The sequence below is a fragment of the Alkalicoccus halolimnae genome (assembly GCF_008014775.2).
Taxonomy (GTDB): Bacteria; Bacillota; Bacilli; order Bacillales; family Salisediminibacteriaceae; genus Alkalicoccus; species Alkalicoccus halolimnae.
Map to the genome: position 1 here is coordinate 1,143,813 of NZ_CP144914.1, position 21,045 is coordinate 1,164,857.

Below are 21,045 nucleotides of genomic sequence, written 5' to 3' on the forward strand. Positions count from 1 at the left end.
CTTTTTCCTGGGAAAGGCTGATGAGTATATGATGGGTGTTTCCGGCAGAAATATAGCTGCAGGAACAGTAATGATAGCTCTGTTCAGTGCATGCAGCAATGATGACGAAAACAGCACCGACAATAACAGCGGCGGGAACAGTTCCTCCTCCGCCGAAAATACTCCGGTTGAGGAAAACAACAGTAACGCTGAGGCGGAAGAAGAAATTTTTACTGCTCCACTTACCGGCTTGGAAGCAGAAGAGGAAGAGCTGAACCACAGAGCGGTTGGCGTGATGATTGAAAACTCCATTTCGGCACGGCCTCAGACGAGCCTTCATGAAGCGGATATAGTATATGAAGTCCTTTCAGAAGGAAACATAACTCGGCTTCTTGCTGTATTTCATAGTGAAAAACCGGAAGAAATTGGGCCGGTGCGAAGTGCACGCCCTTATTATATCAACTTAAATAACGGATACGGCGCCGTATACGCAGCTGCAGGTGGAAGCCCCGATGCCTATGATATGATCGAAAACGGCGAAGTCGATTATGTGAGCGGTCTGGAATACGAAGGGGTGCATTTTTACCGGTCGGATGAACGGCAGGCCCCGCATAACATGTACACAAGTTTTGACCGGCTGGCAGAGGCTGCAGAAGAACTGGGCTATGAGTGGGAAAATATACCGCCTGAAGATTTGAGTTTTTCTGAAGAGGAAGCGGAAGGGCTGGAGGCTGATACGGTTAATATTTCCTACGGAAGCAGTTCGAATAATGTGCAGTACAATTATGAAGAAGACCTTCAAGGGTATGTACGTTCTGTTGGAGGCGAACAAATCAACGATCTCCAGACGAATGAGCCGGTCTCACCGAGAAACCTGCTCGTCGTTGAAGCAGAGCATCAGGTAACCGACGATTCAGGACGGCGGTTTATAGATATTGAAGCGGGCGGCGGGGCCTACCTTCTGCAGGACGGGTCAGCCCGGGAACTATCGTGGGAAAACCAGGAGGGCCGGCTGGTTCCTGTGGAAAATGGGGAGATCGTGCCGTTTCAACCCGGAAAAACGTGGATAAATATTGTCGAGGATATGGAAGAGGATGTTTCGCTTAACTGATTATTGGAAAACATTTCCTAATTACTTCTATTACTAATCGGAAGAGAGGTGAGAGCCGTAATGCAAATTGATAAACTTCGCGGTAAAGAGCTGGATCAGCTTTTCGAAGCGATTTTAAGCCTGAAAGATAAAGAGGAATGCTATCAGTTTTTTGATGATCTCTGTACGATGAACGAAATCCAATCACTTGCGCAGCGACTGGAAGTAGCGAGAATGCTCATGGAAGGTGATACGTATCAGCGTATCGAGCAGGAAACAGGTGCAAGTACGGCAACGATTTCGCGTGTGAAACGCTGTATCAACTACGGAAACGACGGGTACAAGTTTACCCTCGACCGGGTTCATGCACCGCAGCATTATAAAGACTGACAATCAGCTGTTCTGTAAGCGGCATATCCGCCTATACAGAGCAGTTTTTTCATGTTTTTCAAGCTATCCCGCAACTCCGCAGCCCCCTTTCAAAAACAGCCGGTTACACAAGAGCGGGTATAACTTCTCGTTTTTATTGAAGCCTGTATGAAAAGAACAGGGAATAACAATCGAGAGTTCCTGTGTTTTTTGGTATACTATTTCAAGACGAAAATAATGAAAAGAGTTAGGAGTTACTTTATGAAAGCGTATCATGAATGGAAACACGTCTTTAAATTGGATCCTGCCAAAAATATAGAAGATGAAGCACTGGAAAAAATATGTGAATCCGGCACGGACGCTGTAATTGTCGGTGGAACCGATGGTGTTACAGAGGATAATACACTGGATCTTCTAATGAGGATCAGACGCTACAGCGTTGCCTGCGTTCTCGAAGTGAGCAATCTGCACTCTGTTGTTCCTGGTTTTGATTACTATCTTATTCCCTCCATATTAAATTCCCGGCAGACTTCCTGGATTAATGGTCTTCACCACCGTGCTTTAAAAGAATTCGGCCATTTGATAGGGGACGAAGAAATCCTTGCGGAAGGGTACTGCGTTTTAAATCCGGAAGCGAAGGTGGCTCATGCAACGGATGCGGTAACGGATTTAAGCAATGACGATATTATTGCCTATGCGCGTATGACAGACCGGCTTTTTCATATGCCGATTTTTTATATGGAATACAGCGGTACTTACGGCGACCCTTCAGTCGTATCGGAAGTAAATGAGATTCTTGAAAAATCGCAGCTCTTTTATGGAGGAGGCATTGAAAGCTCCGCCCAGGCCGAAGAAATGAGCCGTTATGCTGATACAATTGTTGTAGGGAACATTATTTATGAAGATTTGTCCAAAGCATTAAAAACCGTAGCTTCTGTAAAAAAGTAGCCTGTACACCTTAATCAGGTTAAGCTATAATGGAAGAAAATAAGAACAAACGTTTGGTGGTGAGAGAGTGGAAAATGCATTATTAACCGGATTAAATCCGGAACAGCAGAAAGCGGTCAGGCATGATGAAGGACCGCTCTTAATTATGGCAGGTGCAGGCAGTGGAAAAACACGCGTGCTTACACATAGGATTGCTTATTTAATAGGAGAAAAAGGCATTCCCCACTGGTCGATTCTTGCAATAACATTTACGAACAAAGCGGCAAGGGAAATGAAGGACAGAGTGGCTTCTATCGTTGGAAGTGAAGCAGAACAGATGTGGATTTCCACGTTTCACTCGATGTGTGTCCGCATTCTCCGCCGTGATATCGATCGAATCGGTTTTAAGCGGAACTTTACTATTCTCGATTCAAGTGATCAGCAGACTGTGTTGAAGCGGATTGTAAAGGAACTGAATCTCGATCCTAAAAAGTTCGATGCCCGTGCGATGCTCGGAGCGATCAGCAGTGCTAAAAACGAATTGAAAACAGCAGCCCAGTTCGCAAAAAGCGCGAACGGATTTTACGAAGAGACGGTGCTGGAAGTATATAAACGCTACGAGAAAGAACTGCGCAAAAACCAGTCTCTTGATTTTGATGATTTGATTATGACGACGATCCGCCTGTTTGAACAGGTACCGGAAGTTCTTGAATATTATCAGCGGCGCTTCCGATACATTATGGTCGACGAGTACCAGGATACGAACCGTGCCCAGTACAAACTGGTGCAGCTGATGGCAGACCGCCATAAAAACCTCTGCGTTGTCGGCGACTCAGACCAGTCTATCTACCGCTGGCGCGGAGCAGATATTCAAAACATCCTTTCTTTTGAAAAAGATTATAATAATGCGACCGTGGTTATGCTGGAACAGAATTACCGGTCCACGAAAACGATATTAAATGCCGCAAATGCGGTGATAGGTAAAAACTCAGGACGCAAACCTAAAAACCTGTGGACAGAAAACGTCGACGGAAATAAATTGACGCTTTATGAAGCAGATAATGAACATGCGGAGGCGCGGTTTGTTATCGGGAAAATGAAAGAAATGATCGACAGCGGCAAATATAAGCCTTCGGAAATTGCCGTGCTTTATCGTACCAATGCCCAATCCCGGGTCATGGAGGAACTGCTCGTCAAATCGAACATGTCCTATGCAATTATCGGCGGCACGAAGTTCTATGACAGAAAAGAAATTAAAGATCTTCTGGCTTATCTCCGTCTCATATCCAATCCAGACGACGATTTGAGCTTCCGTAGGATTGTAAACGTTCCGAAACGGGGTATCGGACCTACGACGGTGGAAAAAATACAGAGCTATGCTGTGCAGCAGGATCTTTCTCTTTTTCAGGCGGTGCAGGAAATCGAGGAAGTTGGACTCAGCGCCAGATTCACGAAAACACTTAAAGAATTTGCCGGCCAGCTCCGCGGCTGGGTGGAAATGCAGGAGTATCTGCCTGTCATGGAGCTCGTCGAAGAAATGCTCGAAAAAACAGGCTACCGGGAAATGCTTAAGCAGGATAAGAGCCTGGAATCAGAAGGACGCCTCGAAAATATAAACGAATTTTTAACGGTAGCAAAAGAATTTGAAGAAGCGAGCGAAGATAAAACACTCACCGCCTTTCTGACTGATCTCGCTTTAATCGCTGATATTGATCAGGTCGATGAAGAGGAGGAAAGTCAGGAAAAGTCTCTGCTCATGACCCTTCATTCCGCAAAAGGTCTTGAATTTCCAATCGTTTTTCTCATTGGACTGGAAGAAGGAGTCTTTCCACACAGCCGCTCGCTTATGGAAGAAGCGGAAATGGAAGAAGAAAGACGGCTCGCATACGTTGGAATAACAAGAGCAGAACAGCAGCTGTTTATCAGCCGGGCAAAAATGCGTACGCTTTACGGCCGGACCAACATGAACCCGCCTTCGCGCTTTCTGCATGAACTGCCGCAGGAACTTGTTGATCATTCGGAAAAAGAAAAAGTAACACCACCATGGATGAAGAAATCTTCCAGTGCAGGACAATCAGGTTCAGGAAATACTGCCAGGCCCGCTCCGGAAAGAAAAAGACGCCCTTCCCAGCCGCAGAAAACGACAACTGCCGGCGCGAGTTTTGACTGGAGTGTAGGGGACCGTGCTTCCCATAAAAAGTGGGGAACAGGCACAGTAGTCAGTCTGAAAGGGAGCGGCGAAAATGTCGAGCTGGATATTGCTTTTCCAGAAATAGGCGTAAAGCGGCTGTTTGCGAAATTTGCTCCTATTAAAAAGGAATAGAGGTGGGCTGCTTTGTCACAGAAAAGAATAGATGAGCTGACTGAACAGCTGAAAGACTATGCGTATCATTACTACGTATTGGATACCCCAAAGATCTCCGACCCGGAATATGATCAGCTTCTGCGGGAACTGCAGGAGCTGGAGAAGGGGTTTCCGGAGTGGAAACACGAAGATTCTCCAACTGAACGCGTTGGAGGCGAACCGCTCGAACAGTTCAGGAAAGTCAGTCATGACGTACCGATGCTTTCTCTGTCCAATGCTTTTAATGGAGAGGAACTGCTCGATTTCGATAGAAGAGTGAGGGATGGACTGGGGTATGCCCCTGCTTATATATGTGAACTTAAAATTGACGGCCTTGCCGTGACGCTGAAATATGAAAAAGGCAGGTTCGTTCTCGGTGCTACGCGCGGGGATGGAGAAACGGGAGAAGATATTACCCATAACCTGCGGACGATTCCTTCAATTCCTTTAAAGCTCCAGGAGCCGGTGACGATGGAAGTGCGCGGAGAAGCTTTTATGCCAAAGCGTTCCTTTGAGAGGCTGAACAAAAAGAAAACAGAGCGGGAAGAGGCTCCATTTGCAAATCCCCGAAATGCTGCAGCGGGATCGCTCCGGCAGCTTGATCCTAAAATTGCTGCTGACAGACATCTGGACATTTTCATTTATTCACTCGGCAGAATGCCGGAGGAGGAGCTGAATTCTCATCACGAAGCCCTCCGCTATGTGAAAAAACTCGGATTTAAAACAAATAAAGAAACGAAGGCTTTTGACACAATCGAAGAGGTAATCACCTACTGCGAAGGATGGCTGGAAAAACGAACAGACCTCCCTTATGAAATTGACGGAATCGTAGTAAAGGTGGACAATCTCAGCGATCAGGAAAAGCTTGGATTTACAGCAAAAAGCCCCCGGTGGGCAACTGCGTATAAGTTCCCGGCGGAAGAAGTTGTCACCCGCCTTAAAGCTATTGAACTGAATGTCGGCAGAACAGGTGTAGTGACTCCGACTGCGCTTCTTGAACCGGTAAGTGTCGCAGGTTCGACAGTTCAGCGTGCCTCTCTTCATAACGAGGACCTTATCCGGGAACAGGATGTAAAGATCGGGGATAAGGTTGTCGTGAAAAAGGCTGGCGACGTTATTCCTAAAGTCGTTCGAGTGCTTGTCGATGAGCGTACGGGTGAAGAAAAAGATTTCTACATGCCCGAAAAATGTCCGGAATGCGGAAGCGGCCTTGTCCGTATTGAAGGGGAAGTTGCGCTCCGCTGCGTTAATCCAAAGTGCCCTGCTCAAATCAGAGAAGGACTGATTCACTTTGTTTCCCGGAATGCCATGAATATTGACGGTCTCGGCGAAAGGGTGATAACCCAGCTTTTTGACCACCATCTTGTCGCGGACGTAGCTGATATTTACCGGCTGGAAAAAGAAGAGCTTCTGAAGCTGGAACGAATGGGGGAAAAATCCGTAGACAATCTTCTGAAAGCCATTGAAGCGACAAAGTCTAATTCGCTTGAAAAGCTGCTTTTCGGTCTTGGTATACGCTTCGTAGGATCAAAAGCAGCCAAAACCCTTGCTCAGCACTTCGAAACGATGGAAGCCCTTGAACGTGCGGATATAGAGGACTTGACTGCAGTAGATGAAATCGGAGAAAAGATGGCGGACGCTGTAGTTACGTACTTTTCACACGAAGAAGTGATCCGCCTGCTTGAAGAGCTGAAAGTATTAGGCATAAATATGACGTATACCGGACCTAAAGCAGTTTCTCCTGAAAACAGTGACTCTTTATTTGCCGGAAGAACGATGGTTTTAACAGGATCAATGGGTGAAATGTCCCGGGCTGAGGCAAAAAAAGAAATAGAAAAGCGCGGCGGCAAAGTTACGAGCAGTGTAACTAAAAACACAGACATTCTTGTAGCAGGAGAAAAGGCAGGTTCCAAACTGAAAAAAGCTGAAGAACTGGGTATCGAAGTCTGGGATGAAGCGCTCTTTTTGGAACAATTAAAGCAGCCTGTATAAATACCGGCAGAAAAGAATTCCGGCTGTTGGCCGGAATTTCTTTTCTGTTCTTTTATATCAATAGGCTTTAGCAGAGAAGAAAAGGTATTCTCGTTTATTCCGGCTTATGCCGCAGTTCCGAAATTACGGATAAAGCAGTTACCCTGTCAGCAGTGGGAAATGGCAGAGGGTGGACATCTGATGAAGCTTGCCCAACAGCAGCTGCCGGTAAAAGGTGCGAAGCCTTTTTTATCCTGCAAGGAAACAATATATTTTTCAAAAGAAGTCCTTCCAATTGTATAGAACGTTATTTTCCTCATCATGGGCAGCAGTCCGGCATGGATGTTTCTTTTAGCATATAAGGAATTTACCTCCCTTTAGTGAAAACAAGCTGTTATTTATAAAAATAGCTGTGTTAAAGCATTCCTGTAGAGTGTTAATTTCCACTTTGAAAAAACAGGGGCCCCTCGCTAAGATAAGAATAGAGACACGACTCTACTATTCCAAACCTTGAGGAGGGACCTTACTATGAAGTTTAAAATGCAGGACCAACAAAATCAACGGATTGCCCGTATTTCTTCCAGCCACCTGATTATCGGGGTGGATATTGCCCAGCATCACCACGTGGCACGTGCTGTCAATTACCGGGGCATCGCCTTTGGTAAGCCGTTGGCTTTTGAAAACAACGAGGAAGGGTTTACCCGGCTTCTCGACAGGATCGCTGCGTGGAAGGAAGCGAGCGGCTGTACGACCGAAATCGTCGGGATGGAGCCGACCGGCCATTACTGGCTGAACCTGACCGCCTGGCTGAAGGGCCGGCAGATCGATGTTGTCACCGTTAATCCCCACCTGGTCAAAAAGAATAAAGAAAACCGGGATCATATCCAGTCCAAAAGCGATGCCAAAGACGCCCTCGTGATTGCCGACATGGTTAAAAACGGCTATTACAGCCAGATCCATCCCACGTCGGAAACGTTCGACTCGCTCCGGGTGCTCATGGCCAACCGGGAGGTGCTCGTGAAACGGCGCGTTGCGACCATCAATCAGCTGCACCGCTGGGTCGATATTGTCTTCCCGGAACTCCGGGAGGTCTTTCAGGATCTCCAAAGCAAAGGGGCCATCGCTACCCTGCGGCTGTTCCCCATGCCGAAACAACTGCGGGAGCTGGACGTGGCGGACGTGATCCACGGATGGAAAACAGGGATGAAACGTCACGCCGGCCACCGGAAAGCGGAAACGCTGCTTGCGGTGGCGAAACGGTCCGTGGGAAGCACGCAGGCGCCGGAGGCGTATCTCCTGCACCTGGACCAGCTGCTCGAAGAATGGGACCTGGTCACGGCCCAGCTGGAACGGGTGGAACACGAGGTGGCTGCCACCCTGGAGCACGTGACCTACCGCCACTCCTTCCTTGCCATCGATGGGATCAGCGATCTCTCCCTGGCGGGGATTCTGGGGGAAGCCGGTGATATTCGTGGTTTTGCCCATGGTAATGCGCTCTTACGTCATGCCGGCCTGCACCTGGCCGAAGCGAGCTCCGGCAAATGGAAAGGACAAGTGGTCCTCTCCAAACGCGGAAGGTCCCGGCTGAGGCGCTGTTTATACCTGGCCACGCTGAGCCTGATCAAAAACAACGCGGATTTCCGGCACCTCCACCACGTCAATGTGCAGGGCAAAAAGATGAAAAAGATGAAGTCGGTCATGAAACTGATGGGCAAGCTGGCACGAATCCTCGTGGCCCTCGCCAGAGGGGGAGAACCCTACTGTTCAGAGAAAGTCCGACCGCTTCCGTCTGCTGTCTAGGGGGTGATCGTCCCGTCGGCTCATCGAATCATGGCTTATTCGCAGGATGAAAAAGAAAGCACGGAGGACCGGATACCACAAACCAAAGGGCCCGGACCCGTCGTTAAAGCAAAACCGGCCTCCACCCCCTGGCCAGGCATGACAAAGGAATGAGAGGGCATGGACCCGTTGAGACATGGGAGGAAAAGCCTCCAGGGACCGCGTGGAGAAGACGTGCAGGATATGGTAAAAAATGGAGTTTTCGCGACCTCCTTTCTTTCCGCCTGTCTTGGAGCGCCTCCTCTTCCGTTTCTTTCGTTGATCTATCCGTCAGGTGCGATCGAAAAGGGGGAACATCCTGCGAATGAGCGAGTATTTGAGAGATAAACCTATCTTACCGAGGGAGTTTGTTGTTACATGTAGATAACTCCGCTTCAGCTCTGCCGTGGAGGAGATCTCCAGCTTTCTCAGGCTTAAGCCCTGCGGGATCTTCCAATTTCCTTCTTCAACGGGCATGTTTCCGCTTCGTTTTGATGGTCGATTACAGAAAGCCCGTAGATTGAACAAAGAATGTACAAAGGTAGAAACCATAGTCAAGGCAATTTTTCAAGACGCCTGCGGAAAAAAGAAAGCGTAAAGATCGTCCCGGACGCCAGGGAAGCCGCATGCTTTCTCCGCGGCAGGCGGTGGAGCCGCAGCACACCAAAAACAACACGGAGCTTTAACAGAGACACTCATGCAAAATTCTTGCACCATGAGGCATGAAAATGGCCTTCTTAAGGAATGGAACTTCCCCCCTATACAGGCGGCACAAATGATGTTCAAGGAAGGATTCTCTTTATTAGAAGGAGATCCTGCTCTGTCTTTTTGCCGTAAGCTGTAGTGGACATGGGGCGACTCCAGGGCGATGAAGGACGAGCTGAAGATCCATCCCTCCCGACCGCAGGGAGGAAGGGATTAGCTGAGGCCGGCCCGCCCGGAAAGCGTCCCCATGGAAACGAAAGCGTCCGTTTATCGCTTACCTACATTATTTTCAAGGTAGCCATAAAAATTAAAGTTTCACTAATAACCTTCATTCTGTTTGGGGCTGTTCCACCAGCTTTTAAAACGGAATAACACCCACAGGGATCGAAAGGAAGAGGGAGGAATTCTTAACAGCTGCGCACGCTGATAGAGCCAAGCAATAAAAGACCAGGAACTACAGATATTCATTTCTAAACCAGGTATTTATAGAATAAGTCTATAGACAGGCTGGATTACAGCAGGCGTTTGTGAGAAAATGCAAAAGAGAAAACAAGCGTTTCGGGGGAGTGTCATAGATGAAGAACAAATGGAAAGCAGCGGGGATTGGTTCGCTGATACTTGCGGCCGGATGTTCACCTACAGTGGACCAGACGGAAGAAGAAGTAATTGTCGTGGAAGAAACAGAAGAAGAAGCACAGGAAATTATTATAACCCCGACGATGGATACTCCGGATAATTATTACCGGAATGTACTGGAAGACGGTACATATATTCGAGGAGACGCGAGGGGCTCCGTAGCTCATGCAATGAATAACAGAATTGATATTGATCAGTTCGAGATTGGCCTGATGGAAATTGCAAGCGGGATTTTCAGCCCGGAAGATTACTATTTTCAGGAAGGAACACATTTGGATGGTGATCTGTTAAACAGCTGGCTGCGCCGCTATTCTCCTGAAGATGAAGATGAAGATGGGGAAGAGACAGAGGAGTCAGCTGGATTAAATCCGCAGCTCGCTGATGAAGAAAATCAGGAAGATGCTATGCGTGAAGCTCCACTCGTTCTGTCCAACATAATGGAACATAACTATTATACTGAAAATGGAGACGATGGAGTTGAACTGAGCGGAGCTGTCATTGGCATTTCTGTACGCTCTGTTTATTATTTTCGGACGGAAAACGAAGATGGCAGCCTGAATTTCTTCGAAGAGCCTGTTGATGAAGAATACGCTCTTGATTATGCAGAAGAGGCTGCAGGAGAAATGCTGGAACGACTTCGCACAAGAGAAGAATTTGCTGATATTCCAATCACTTTTGCTGTTTTTATGGAAGAACCGCGCGGATCTATAAATCCGGGAACTTTCCATCGAATCGCTGAAAGCGGGGCCGGAGATACAGAGTTAACAGGCTGGGAAACAATCAGTGAAAATAACTTTGTTTTTCCTTCCAATGAAGCGGGGGAAGCGAATCCTGCTCTGTCAGATCAGTTCAGCCAGTTCGAGGAAGACATCAACAATTTCTTTGATTATCCGGTCGGAGTAGTAGGGAACGGACGTTATAAAGACGGCTCCCTTGAGGAAATGAAAATTGAAATTAATCTGCAGTCTCATGGGCAGGCAGAAGTAATAGCACTAGCCCAGTATATCTCGAGCATTCTTGAAGATTCTTTTCAGTCCCAGGCTCCCGTTTATGTTTATTTAAACTCCGTAGAAGGAAGCGAAGCACTCGTCCTTCAATATCCAGGGGAGTCTCCGACAATGCATGTTTATAAATAGGGTTCTATATGTATCAGAAAATCTGTGAGCGGTCCCATGAAGACAGGGGTACAGCTTCACACAGACAAAAGCCTGTTAGACAAATTCCCGTCTAACAGGCTTTTTAATACCTTGTCCGGCTCCGCGTGTGCTTTCCAGGCAGTCTTGATAGACTTTTTGAGACAGCCTCTTAATAAGGAATAAAAAGCGTGCAGACAGGTGACAAATCCAGCTGAGCATCCGTTTTGGTTTAGGATAATAGGGGAAAAGGAATACTATCAGGAGAGACCTTTTCTTACCTCTTCCTTAATGCCCGGCCTCCTCTTGAAATTCACTAGAAAGGGGTTCTTTCAGTGAAGTATGTTTTGATCGGTGCTGCGTCGTTTTTACTCATGTCAGGAACAGCTGCAGCCGTTTCATTTCCGGACGTAGGAGATAATCATTGGGCGGAGGACGAAATAAGTTTTTTGAAAGAGGAAGGAGTAATTCAGGGTCATATGGACGGTACGTTTCGCCCAAATGATCCGGTAACTCGCGCACAGACAGCGGATATGCTTGCCGGTGCATTTGATCTGGAGACGGATAACCGCCCTCCTGCCGGCTATCCGGACGTGAAAGAAGGAGACTATGCGTACGAAGAGATCCTTGCAGTAACGGAAGAAGGATGGATGCAGGGATATGGAACGAATTTCGGACCGAGGGACGCTTTGAAGCGTGGACAGATGGCTGCTGTACTGACACGTGCTTTCGAATTGGAAATGCTCGGACCTCATCATTATTTTACTGACGTTTCGGACGATAACTTTTATTTTGATTACATTAGAACTTTAGCAAGTCACAGGATAGCGGTTGGTTACCCGGACGAGACGTTTCGCAGCGGGAATGATACGACGAGAGCGGAGTTTTCCACTTTTTTAGCGAGAGCAATGAATCCTGAAGAGTTTGTGGAAGGATATATTGATGAGGAAACTCAGGAGGAACTTATCAGCGCAGCAGACGCATTTGTAGAAGCGCTTGCTGAGGAAGATATGAATACTGCAGCTTCTAAAGCTGCTGAAGAACTGAGGTTTTCTCCCTACGCCTACCTTGATGAGGAAGACCAGATCTTCACCAATGAGGATGCTTCCGGTCTGTGGGAAGATGATACCGTCTATCACTGGGGATATTTCGACGGCACCGGGGATGATATTGAAATGACGTATCAGGATTATTACGACCGCTTTGTTTACTCCAGAGATTACGTTGATGCTGATACTGTCTCTATCAATCAGCGGCAGGGAGGAAGCAGCACGATTGATAATTCAGGTGATGTCTATCCCGGCCAGCCGGTAGTGGAATACCACATGGAAGCAACCGACAATGAATTGAACTGGCGGAGTCTGAGGCTTGTGATGGTGGAAGAGAACGGGGAATGGGTCGTGACAGCAGTTATTAATGATGAATGGACGACGTAGATTAATTTGAAAAAACCTGCGCCTGTTCTTTGGCAGCAGGTTTTTTCCTGCTGTACAAAGCAAGCTGAGAACAGCAGTCTCATTGCCTAACAGCAGCTTCTTTGGTATCATCATACTATTGTGAACATGCAAAGAGGAGGATTTCTATGGAACGTATTTCGAAAGAACAGATCCGCCACGTGGCAGAACTGGCCCGGTTGGATTTGAAAGAAGAAGAAGTAAGTCATTTTGGAGGGCAGCTTGACGAAGTTATCAAATCCGTTCAGCAGCTCAATGAATTAGATACCGGCAATGTGGAGCCGACATCCCACGTTCTTGACGTACGCAACGTCCTTCGTGAGGATGAAGCAAAACCTTCCCTTTCGAGGGACGACGCTCTGAAAAATGCCCCTGATCAGCAGGAAGGACAAGTGAAAGTACCATCGGTATTAGAATAGGAGGCATATAAATGGAAGCTTTTGATTATTCACTAAAAGAGCTTCACGACCGTCTACATAAACAACAGACAACGGTGGAGGAACTAGTTAAACAGTCGTTAGGACGAATAGAAGAAGTAGATGATAAAATCGGTGCTTTTCTCCGACTGGACAAAGAAAAGGCACTGGAACGGGCACGTGAGCTGGACAGCCGCCTGCAGAACGGGGAAGCTGAAGCAGATGATGTATTATTCGGACTCCCAATTGGACTAAAGGACAACATTGTGACTAAAGGGCTGAAAACGACGTGTGCGAGTAAATTTCTTGAAAACTTTATCCCGGTGCATGATGCTACCGTTGTCGAAAAACTTCGCGACGCTGGATCCGTGACAATCGGTAAGCTGAACATGGACGAATTTGCGATGGGTTCATCAAATGAAAATTCTGCTTATAAAATAGTCCGGAACCCATGGAATCTCGACCATGTTCCAGGAGGATCAAGCGGCGGTTCAGCTGCTTCAGTCGCAGCGGGAGAAGTCCCTTATTCTCTTGGATCAGATACGGGTGGTTCAATCAGGGAGCCGGCCTCCTACTGTGGAGTGGTCGGGATGAAGCCTACCTATGGAAGAGTCTCGCGGTTCGGTCTTGTAGCTTTCGCTTCTTCGCTCGATCAAATCGGTCCGCTCACCCGTTCAGTCGAAGATAATGCTTATGTACTGGAAAAAATTGCAGGATTCGATACCCGTGATTCTACGAGTGTAAACAAGCCGGTTCCAAAGTATACAGAAGCACTCGCTGGCGATATTAAAGGTATGAAAGTTGCTGTTCCGAAAGAGTATCTTGGTGACGGTGTAGAAGACGGAGTGAGAGAGCGGGTCAAAGAAGCGATAGATACGTTAAAAAGTCTTGGGGCTGAATGTAAAGAAGTTTCTCTTCCTCATTCAAAATTTGCTCTGTCCGCCTACTATGTGATCGCTTCTTCAGAAGCTTCTTCCAACCTGTCGCGGTTTGACGGGATCCGCTATGGAATGAGGGAGACGGAGGACAATCTCCTTGACACGTACAAGCGCTCGCGCAGCGAAGGCTTTGGTGATGAAGTGAAAAGGCGGATAATGCTCGGAACTTTCGCCCTGAGCAGCGGCTATTATGATGCTTATTACAAAAAAGCCCAGAGAGTCCGGACGTTAATTAAACAGGATTTTGAGGATCTGTTTTTGGATTTTGATATCGTAGTAGGTCCAACCGCTCCTACCACGGCTTTTAAGCTTGGAGAAAAAGTAGACGATCCGATGACGATGTATGCGAACGATATTCTCACAATTCCGATGAATCTTGCCGGGGTTCCGGCTATCAGTCTGCCTTGTGGACTTTCGAACGGTCTGCCGGTCGGTCTGCAGATTATCGGACGTCATTTTGACGAGGCGACGATTTACCGTGCTGCTTACGCTTATGAACAGGCTACAGAGCATCACCGGGTTAAACCTCAGTTTAAAGGAGGGGCAGAAGCATGAGCTATGAAACGGTAATAGGACTCGAAGTCCACGTAGAATTAAAAACAGAATCGAAAATATTCTGCAGCTGCTCGACAGAATTTGGTGCTCCTCCCAATACTCAGACCTGCCCCATCTGTCTTGGACATCCGGGAGTACTACCGGTCCTGAATAAAAGAGCAGTGGAATTTGCGATGAAAGCAGCGATGGCATTAAACTGTGAGATAGCGGACGTAACAACGTTTGATCGTAAAAACTATTTTTACCCGGACAATCCGAAAGCTTACCAGATTTCCCAGCTGGATCGCCCAGTAGGAGAAAATGGATGGATCGATATTGAAGTAAACGGGGAAAAGAAACGGATCGGTATTACGCGCCTGCACCTGGAAGAGGATGCCGGTAAACTGACGCATGTTGACGGGGAAGGTTATTCTCTCGTGGACTACAACCGGGTAGGAACCCCTCTTGTGGAAATTGTTTCTGAGCCGGATATCACCACTCCGGAAGAAGCATATGCCTACCTGGAAAAAATGAAAGCAATTATGCAGTACACGGAAGTTTCCGACTGTAAAATGGAAGAAGGCTCCCTCCGCTGTGACGCAAACATCTCAATTCGTCCGAAAGGCCAGAAAGAATTTGGAACGAAGGCTGAGCTTAAAAATCTGAACTCCTTTACGCATGTTCAAAAAGGGTTGGAGTATGAAGAAAAACGCCAGGAAGAGGAATTGGAAAGCGGAGGCGAAATTCTTCAGGAAACCCGCCGCTGGGATGAAGGAGCGAAAAAAACGATTCTTATGCGAGTAAAGGAAGGATCGGACGATTACCGTTATTTCCCGGATCCGGATCTTGTAAATCTTTATATCGATAACGATTGGAAAACCCGCATACACGAGGAGATCCCGGAACTGCCGGATGCCCGTAAAGAAAGATATATCAATAAATATGAACTTCCGGCTTATGATGCCGGTGTGCTGACTCAGGAAAAAGCGATGAGTGATTTCTTTGAAGAAGCATTAAAGCTTGGTGGAACGCCGAAACAGCTCTCAAACTGGCTCATGGGAGAAGTGAACGGCTACCTGAATCAGGAAGGTAAAGAAATGAAAGATATTCCTTTAACTCCTCAGGCGCTTGTGGATATGATTAACCTGATTGAAAAAGGAACAATTTCTTCGAAAATTGCTAAGAAAGTTTTCAAAGAATTGATTGAAAAAGGCGGGGACCCTCAACAAATTGTAGAAGATAAAGGGCTCGTCCAGATCAGTGATTCTGAAACGGTCCGTAAAATGGTCAACGATGCCCTGGATCAAAACAGCCAGTCCATTGAGGATTATAAAAACGGTAAAGACAAAGCGATTGGTTTTCTAGTCGGCCAGGTCATGAAAATTTCCAAAGGAAAAGCCAACCCGCAGCTCGTGAATGAACTATTGAAAGAAGAAATAGATAAAAGATAAAACATTTTTAAATTTGAAAACGTCATGCCGGTAAAAGCGTCATGACGTTTTCAGAGTGTTGATTAAGTAAAGAAAGAAGTATATGTATTCGATTCCTTGTATTTTCTCCTCCGCTTACCGGCGGAAGCTTGCCGTGGGGCTTGTCTTCAGCTATTTCCAATGCTTCACTGCATTGGAAAGGATTTTCAGACGGCGCTTTAACCCCACTGGCGTCCCCGCCGGACACTGCAGAGAAAATCCTCTTTTTTTATAGGAGAAACCTGTAGTACGCTTGTGTTTAAAGCAAAGTCTTTCTTTTTGTTCAGATGCTGGAGCTGTAGAAGGATGACTTCGGAAGAACGATTCTTTGTTTTATGAAAGGCAGGTCGGCTTAGAGAGTTCTCTCCGCAAAGCGACTCTTCGAAAGCGGAAACAGCCAACTGTATACTTATACAGAAAAATTACTTTGTAAACAACCTGAAAACGTCATGACGGGAAAAGCGTCATGACGTTTTTTGTATGGCTGGATTGAAAATAAAACATATGTATATGTTGAACTGAATAATTCGTTTCCGCTTCAGTAAACAAACGCTTTCGTTTCCATCGGGCGCTTTTCTGGCGCGCTCATGGAAATGAAGGCGCACGTTTATCGCTTCTATCCTTTATTTTCTGAGCAGCTATTTGTTTAAATCATCCAACAAAGCAGCCGTATACCATGTTTATAAAATGATTCGATTACATAAAGAAACAGGAATCTCCAATAGGAGCAGGGAAAGCGCTTTATCCCGGAGATATAAAAGCTATTCTGCCATTAGAGAGACTGCAATGACTTCTGAAGGTGATGGATGGCTTTATAGAGCAGATAGGGGCGTTTTACATAAACAACCGGGGCCTTTATAATCATGTACATGTGTTTTAAACATAAAGGCAGAGAAAGGTTGAGACAACTCTTTATGAAATTTCTAATGGCTTTGATTATTCGTACGAGTGTATATACAGGTTTATTGATTGTTGGTATTGCCCTCCTTATCCAAATGACCTCGGCTGTACTCGGCGGGGAAATTATTGTTTACTCCTGGTCCGCTCTGCTTATGTTTTCCTTTGCTACGTTTTTGTGGGTAATTCCCGTTCAGATTATAGACTGGCTTAAGCTTGTAAAGGTGCAGAGAAGGGTGAAACGTATCATGTATCCTTATTTCATTACAGCTGTACAGATTGTTTTATTCGCCATGTATATGGCAGCAATAAGTACTACTATATCTGATATTGCTTTTTCAGCGATCGGACTGGCTGTAGTTATTATGAGTATTACTTTAGGGTCGAGACTTCTTTATACAATGATGCTCCGTTCGATTAGAAAATATAAACAGCCGCGTGTACGCGTGAATGCGTAAAAACAAACAACGGATGTTTTCAAAATCAGAATGCAGTTGTTTATAAGTGGCGAAGTGCGTCAGGATGATTTCCCGTCCTGACGCATTTTCTGGTTGGTTTTCTCGAAAATAAAGGATCTATATATTGAACTTAATAATTGGTTTCTGCACTGTCTTATTTACCGTAAGCTGGAGACCATCTAGGGCTTCTGCGGGGTGATAAAGGACGAACCCCACCCGCGCATTGACCGCAGGAAGGAAGGGATTAGCTGAGGCCGGCCCGCCCGGAAAGCGTCCCCATGGAAACGAAATCGGCTGGTTAAAGAAACGGAACCTATTTATTAAGTTCAACATATATAAATGAATTATTTTCAAAGTTGCCAAACATAAAAAAATTTAAAAAAGAGATAAAAGAAGTATGTACTAGAATAATAGAGGATACAGGAAAATACTTTGCTTAAATTAACTATTCTGAATATTTACAATAAATAATTAATGATGTAGAGTTAGTTTTAAGCAATAACACATTGCTAGTACACAAAGAAAGGGGTTATGCGATCGATCCACACCACAGTTACCTAGCTTCAGAAAACTGTCAAAGGAGGGAACGCAGACCTTAATGGATGATGAAACGATAACATAAGCGGCTCTTTGTACTGTTGAAACAGACAGGCAGGGGGCCGCTTTCATTTGTGTGCTTGTCTTCAGGTTACTATGGTATACTTAGCTGAATGACACTGATGAGAAATATGGGGGATATTCAATGGTGAAAAAAGCTAGGCTTATTTACAACCCGACATCAGGCAGAGAGCAAGTGAAAAGACATCTGCCTTACATATTGGAAAAACTGGAACAAGCAGGCTATGAAACTTCCACACATGCTACTACCGGACCCGACTGTGCAAAAAAAGCGGCTGCGAAAGCCTGTGAAAGAGAATTTGATTTTATAATAGCTGCCGGAGGAGACGGAACGATTCACGAAGTCATTAACGGAATGGCAGATCAGGAATTCAGGCCGCTGCTCGGCCTTCTTCCCGGCGGAACGACGAATGATTTTGCGAGAGCGCTTAATATTCCGAAAAATATAATCGAAGCCTGCGAAACGCTTGTATCCGGGAAAGAACGAAAAATTGATATAGGAAGCGTAGGTCGAAAATATTTTATGAATATTGCGGGCGCCGGAACTTTGACCGAACTTACCTACGAAGTTCCGAGCAAGCTTAAAACGATGATGGGGCAGATGGCCTATTATGTGAAAGGATTTGAAAAACTGCCGCGTATTAAACCTACTGCTGTAAAAATAAATTATGACGGCAGGAGTTTTGAAGGAGAAATTATGCTGTTTCTCGTATGCAATACGAATTCTGTAGGAGGCTTCGAAAAATTGGCTCCCAAAGCCTACCTGGATGACGGGCTTTTTGATTTAATCATTGTTAAAAAGACGAACCTCGCTGATGTTGCTAGACTCACCGGAGCTGCCCTGCGCGGGGAGCATCTGAATGATGAGAGTGTTCTCTATGTCCAGGCTTCGGAGATTGATATTCAGGCAGCAGATGAGCTGCAGTTGAATCTCGATGGCGAGCACGGAGGAACGCTGAAAGAAAAATTCTTGAATCACTACCGCCACATTACAATGATGGTTCCCGATCGTCACCACACCTGTTTCCAAGTAGATGAAAAACCATAAAAAAGCTGTTCCCGGTTTCGTTCCGGGAACAGCTTTTTTCGTTATACGACTTTACTTTCCACCTGCCGGTCAGATTCTCTCTTTACCTGACGAAGGTAATAGATGAAGGCTGCACCGCGCATAATCCCTTCAAGATCTTTCTTGTCAATAAAGTTGATACCTGCTTCAGCACGGTCATGCTTAACGGAAGTGTAGCTTGCAAGAGTACCCGTCAGATGATGGGCAGCTTCTCCGGTATCATGAATAATGTCAAATAAAGGGTTAAGCTTACCGATTTTAGTATTTAAATCAACCAGTGTTTCATTCGTGTTGTAGAGAATAAGGGAAGTTTCGCTTGTCATTTCCCCGAGGCTTTTGTTTAGTGTAAGCACAGTTTCGGCTGTGTTGCCAAGGGTGTCTGCAAGTTTCTTCAGTACAGGAAGTAAGAATAATACTCCGATGAGCAGCGCCACGGCAATTATAAATACTCCAATTCCAATCCAGTCCATATGTAGCACCTCTTTTCAAAAATTTTGTACGTACTCTAATTATCACGTTATTTTCCAATTAAATCAAGCTATTCAAAATAGAAATTCATTCAGGCCCGCCTTCCGACCTTAATGAAGAAAGGAAGAAAAAGGATACCAGCCTGAAATTGGTATCAGTTGACCGCTCTCATGGGTCAAAATGCTAAGGTTTTTCTGCGGGCGGGGAAAAGAAAGTAATAAAAAGTACATTCGATGTTAATCAAAGATATTCCCACCCGGTGTTCATGATTAATGAAAGTGGAAAGAGCAACCTCCTTTATATGAAATGTTTCGACACATATTAAATACCCGCTTTGCAAAAGGAATAAACAATCCGGTTTAGGATAATCGTATAGTTTTTGAAATAATGATTAAAAAAACGTTTACAATTGTTTAAAAAATTTGTTATAGTTACTTTGCCAACAAGATAAGAACATATAATTATTGGAGGGGACATCATGAATATTCTTTGGGGACTACTGGGAATTGTCACTGTTCTGGCGATTGCTTTTCTAATTTCAGAAAACAAAAAAGCAATTAAGCCGAGGACAATATTAGTCGGTATCTCAATTCAAATTCTTTTTGCTTACATTGTTCTTTATTCAACGGTAGGCCAGGAGGCGCTGTTTGCTTTCACAAACGTTGTTAACGCCATCATCGGTTATACGGATGAAGGAATCGATTTTCTATTCGGAGGGCTTTTTGAAGCTGAAGGAATAGGGATGGTGTTCGCTTTTCAGGTATTAACTATCATTATTTTCTTTTCATCATTGATCTCAGTTTTATACTACTTAGGAATTATGCAGTTTTTCATTAAAATCATCGGCGGAGCTTTATCATGGCTTCTCGGGACAAGCAGAACAGAGTCTTTATCGGCTTCTGCCAATATCTTTGTAGGTCAGACGGAAGCGCCGCTTGTCGTTAAACCCTTTTTACCGACAATGACACGCTCAGAGCTTTTTGCTGTTATGACCGGTGGACTTGCCTCGGTAGCAGGGTCGGTACTCGTCGGTTATTCCCAGCTTGGTGTTCCTCTCGAATACCTGCTTGCAGCCAGCTTTATGGCTGCACCGTCAGGACTGGTTATGGCAAAAATGATTTTACCGGAAACAACTCCGGAAGCTTCCTCCGATCATCAGCCGGTTGAAATGGACGACGATAATGAATCATACAACGTCGTTGACGCAGCTGCCCGCGGTGCCAGTACCGGACTGCAGCTGGCATTAAACATCGGTGCGATGCTGCTTGCTTTTATCGCGCTTGTTGCTCTGGCCAATGGAGGTCTGGGAGTTGTCCAGACAGCCTTGAACTATGTTATCGGATGGTTTGGTTCCGGTTTTGAAATCAGCGGACTGACGCTGGAAAACATTCTCGGATTCTTCTTCGCACCAATTGCTTTTGCAATCGGGGTTCCTTGGGCAGAAGCACTGCAGGCGGGAACCTATATCGGTCAAAAGCTCGTTCTGAACGAATTTGTTGCTTATGCGACATTCGCTCCGGAAATTGAAAATCTTGATCCGAAAACCGTTCTCGTAGTCAGCTTTGCGCTTTGTGGATTTGCTAATATTGCTTCTCTGGGAATTCTGCTCGGCGGTCTTGGTAAACTTGCTCCAAGCCGGCGAGGGGATATTGCTCAGCTTGGTATAAAAGCAATTTTTGCAGGGATGCTGGCGTCGCTTTTAAATGCTTCTATTGCAGGAATGTTCTTTTAACTTTCCTCCGCTTTACGAGCAGG

The 21,045-nt window shown here is 45.8% G+C and carries 15 protein-coding genes; 14 read left to right on the top strand and 1 reads right to left on the bottom strand.

What is annotated here, in order from left to right:
• The first annotated feature begins 28 nt into the window (after positions 1 to 28).
• The 13 genes from FTX54_RS05055 to FTX54_RS05115 all read left to right on the top strand — a co-directional run bounded on the left by FTX54_RS05055 (position 29) and on the right by FTX54_RS05115 (position 18,804).
• On the top strand, positions 29 to 1,090 hold the full coding sequence (locus FTX54_RS05055) for a DUF3048 domain-containing protein (protein WP_147803151.1): 1,062 nt from the start codon (positions 29 to 31) through the stop codon (positions 1,088 to 1,090).
• Between the two features lie 60 nt (positions 1,091 to 1,150).
• Positions 1,151 to 1,459 (top strand): YerC/YecD family TrpR-related protein, encoded by a 309-nt coding sequence (locus tag FTX54_RS05060; RefSeq protein WP_147803150.1) that lies wholly within the window; start codon positions 1,151 to 1,153, stop codon positions 1,457 to 1,459.
• Between the two features lie 240 nt (positions 1,460 to 1,699).
• Complete coding sequence (locus FTX54_RS05065; RefSeq protein ID WP_147803149.1) at positions 1,700 to 2,386, top strand: heptaprenylglyceryl phosphate synthase; 687 nt, start codon at positions 1,700 to 1,702, stop codon at positions 2,384 to 2,386.
• 67 nt (positions 2,387 to 2,453) lie between these two features.
• Entirely contained in the window at positions 2,454 to 4,688 is a 2,235-nt protein-coding gene (gene pcrA / locus FTX54_RS05070) for a DNA helicase PcrA (protein ID WP_147803148.1), read from the top strand.
• Between the two features lie 12 nt (positions 4,689 to 4,700).
• Positions 4,701 to 6,701, top strand: coding sequence for an NAD-dependent DNA ligase LigA (ligA, locus tag FTX54_RS05075; protein ID WP_147803147.1), 2,001 nt, complete (start codon positions 4,701 to 4,703; stop codon positions 6,699 to 6,701).
• 507 nt (positions 6,702 to 7,208) lie between these two features.
• The gene (locus tag FTX54_RS05080) at positions 7,209 to 8,480 is read left to right on the top strand and encodes an IS110 family transposase (RefSeq protein WP_338484534.1); all 1,272 of its coding nucleotides are present in this window, start codon (positions 7,209 to 7,211) and stop codon (positions 8,478 to 8,480) included.
• A gap of 1,298 nt (positions 8,481 to 9,778) precedes the next feature.
• Positions 9,779 to 10,975 carry a CamS family sex pheromone protein gene (locus tag FTX54_RS05085; protein ID WP_147803989.1) on the top strand — a complete coding sequence of 399 codons (1,197 nt, stop codon included), beginning with the start codon at positions 9,779 to 9,781 and terminating at the stop codon, positions 10,973 to 10,975.
• Between the two features lie 332 nt (positions 10,976 to 11,307).
• Complete coding sequence (locus tag FTX54_RS05090) at positions 11,308 to 12,408, top strand: S-layer homology domain-containing protein (protein ID WP_147803990.1); 1,101 nt, start codon at positions 11,308 to 11,310, stop codon at positions 12,406 to 12,408.
• Positions 12,409 to 12,554: 146 nt separating this feature from the next.
• The gene (gene gatC, locus FTX54_RS05095) at positions 12,555 to 12,845 is read left to right on the top strand and encodes an Asp-tRNA(Asn)/Glu-tRNA(Gln) amidotransferase subunit GatC (RefSeq protein ID WP_147803991.1); all 291 of its coding nucleotides are present in this window, start codon (positions 12,555 to 12,557) and stop codon (positions 12,843 to 12,845) included.
• A gap of 11 nt (positions 12,846 to 12,856) precedes the next feature.
• Complete coding sequence (gene gatA, locus FTX54_RS05100) at positions 12,857 to 14,335, top strand: Asp-tRNA(Asn)/Glu-tRNA(Gln) amidotransferase subunit GatA (RefSeq protein ID WP_147803992.1); 1,479 nt, start codon at positions 12,857 to 12,859, stop codon at positions 14,333 to 14,335.
• On the top strand, positions 14,332 to 15,765 hold the full coding sequence (gatB, locus tag FTX54_RS05105) for an Asp-tRNA(Asn)/Glu-tRNA(Gln) amidotransferase subunit GatB (RefSeq protein ID WP_147803993.1): 1,434 nt from the start codon (positions 14,332 to 14,334) through the stop codon (positions 15,763 to 15,765). The genes gatA and gatB overlap by 4 nt, the downstream gene beginning before the upstream one ends.
• Positions 15,766 to 16,697: 932 nt before the next feature.
• A complete protein-coding gene (locus tag FTX54_RS05110) occupies positions 16,698 to 17,138 on the top strand; it encodes a hypothetical protein (RefSeq protein ID WP_187254565.1) in 441 nt (146 codons plus the stop codon).
• 745 nt (positions 17,139 to 17,883) lie between these two features.
• Positions 17,884 to 18,804: a diacylglycerol kinase gene (locus tag FTX54_RS05115; protein WP_147804149.1), complete on the top strand. Its 921-nt coding sequence runs from the start codon at positions 17,884 to 17,886 to the stop codon at positions 18,802 to 18,804.
• Between the two features lie 41 nt (positions 18,805 to 18,845).
• On the opposite strand, the gene FTX54_RS05120 is transcribed toward FTX54_RS05115, so the two are convergent.
• A complete protein-coding gene (locus FTX54_RS05120; RefSeq protein WP_147803995.1) occupies positions 18,846 to 19,292 on the bottom strand; it encodes a DUF948 domain-containing protein in 447 nt (148 codons plus the stop codon).
• Between the two features lie 476 nt (positions 19,293 to 19,768).
• Between FTX54_RS05120 and FTX54_RS05125 the strand changes: the two genes are divergently transcribed.
• On the top strand, positions 19,769 to 21,022 hold the full coding sequence (locus FTX54_RS05125; protein ID WP_147803996.1) for a NupC/NupG family nucleoside CNT transporter: 1,254 nt from the start codon (positions 19,769 to 19,771) through the stop codon (positions 21,020 to 21,022).
• Positions 21,023 to 21,045 lie beyond the last annotated feature (23 nt).

What these genes read in the sequence shown, in the direction of transcription:
- FTX54_RS05055 (WP_147803151.1), top strand. Translation starts at nt 29, where the DNA reads ATGATGGGTGTTTCCGGCAGAAATATAGCTGCAGGAACAGTAATGATA.
- gatC (WP_147803991.1), top strand. Translation starts at nt 12,555, where the DNA reads ATGGAACGTATTTCGAAAGAACAGATCCGCCACGTGGCAGAACTGGCC.
- FTX54_RS05080 (WP_338484534.1), top strand. Translation starts at nt 7,209, where the DNA reads ATGAAGTTTAAAATGCAGGACCAACAAAATCAACGGATTGCCCGTATT.
- FTX54_RS05060 (WP_147803150.1), top strand. Translation starts at nt 1,151, where the DNA reads ATGCAAATTGATAAACTTCGCGGTAAAGAGCTGGATCAGCTTTTCGAA.
- FTX54_RS05120 (WP_147803995.1), bottom strand. Translation starts at nt 19,292, where the DNA reads ATGGACTGGATTGGAATTGGAGTATTTATAATTGCCGTGGCGCTGCTC.
- FTX54_RS05125 (WP_147803996.1), top strand. Translation starts at nt 19,769, where the DNA reads ATGAATATTCTTTGGGGACTACTGGGAATTGTCACTGTTCTGGCGATT.
- gatB (WP_147803993.1), top strand. Translation starts at nt 14,332, where the DNA reads ATGAGCTATGAAACGGTAATAGGACTCGAAGTCCACGTAGAATTAAAA.
- FTX54_RS05065 (WP_147803149.1), top strand. Translation starts at nt 1,700, where the DNA reads ATGAAAGCGTATCATGAATGGAAACACGTCTTTAAATTGGATCCTGCC.
- FTX54_RS05110 (WP_187254565.1), top strand. Translation starts at nt 16,698, where the DNA reads ATGAAATTTCTAATGGCTTTGATTATTCGTACGAGTGTATATACAGGT.
- FTX54_RS05085 (WP_147803989.1), top strand. Translation starts at nt 9,779, where the DNA reads ATGAAGAACAAATGGAAAGCAGCGGGGATTGGTTCGCTGATACTTGCG.
- gatA (WP_147803992.1), top strand. Translation starts at nt 12,857, where the DNA reads ATGGAAGCTTTTGATTATTCACTAAAAGAGCTTCACGACCGTCTACAT.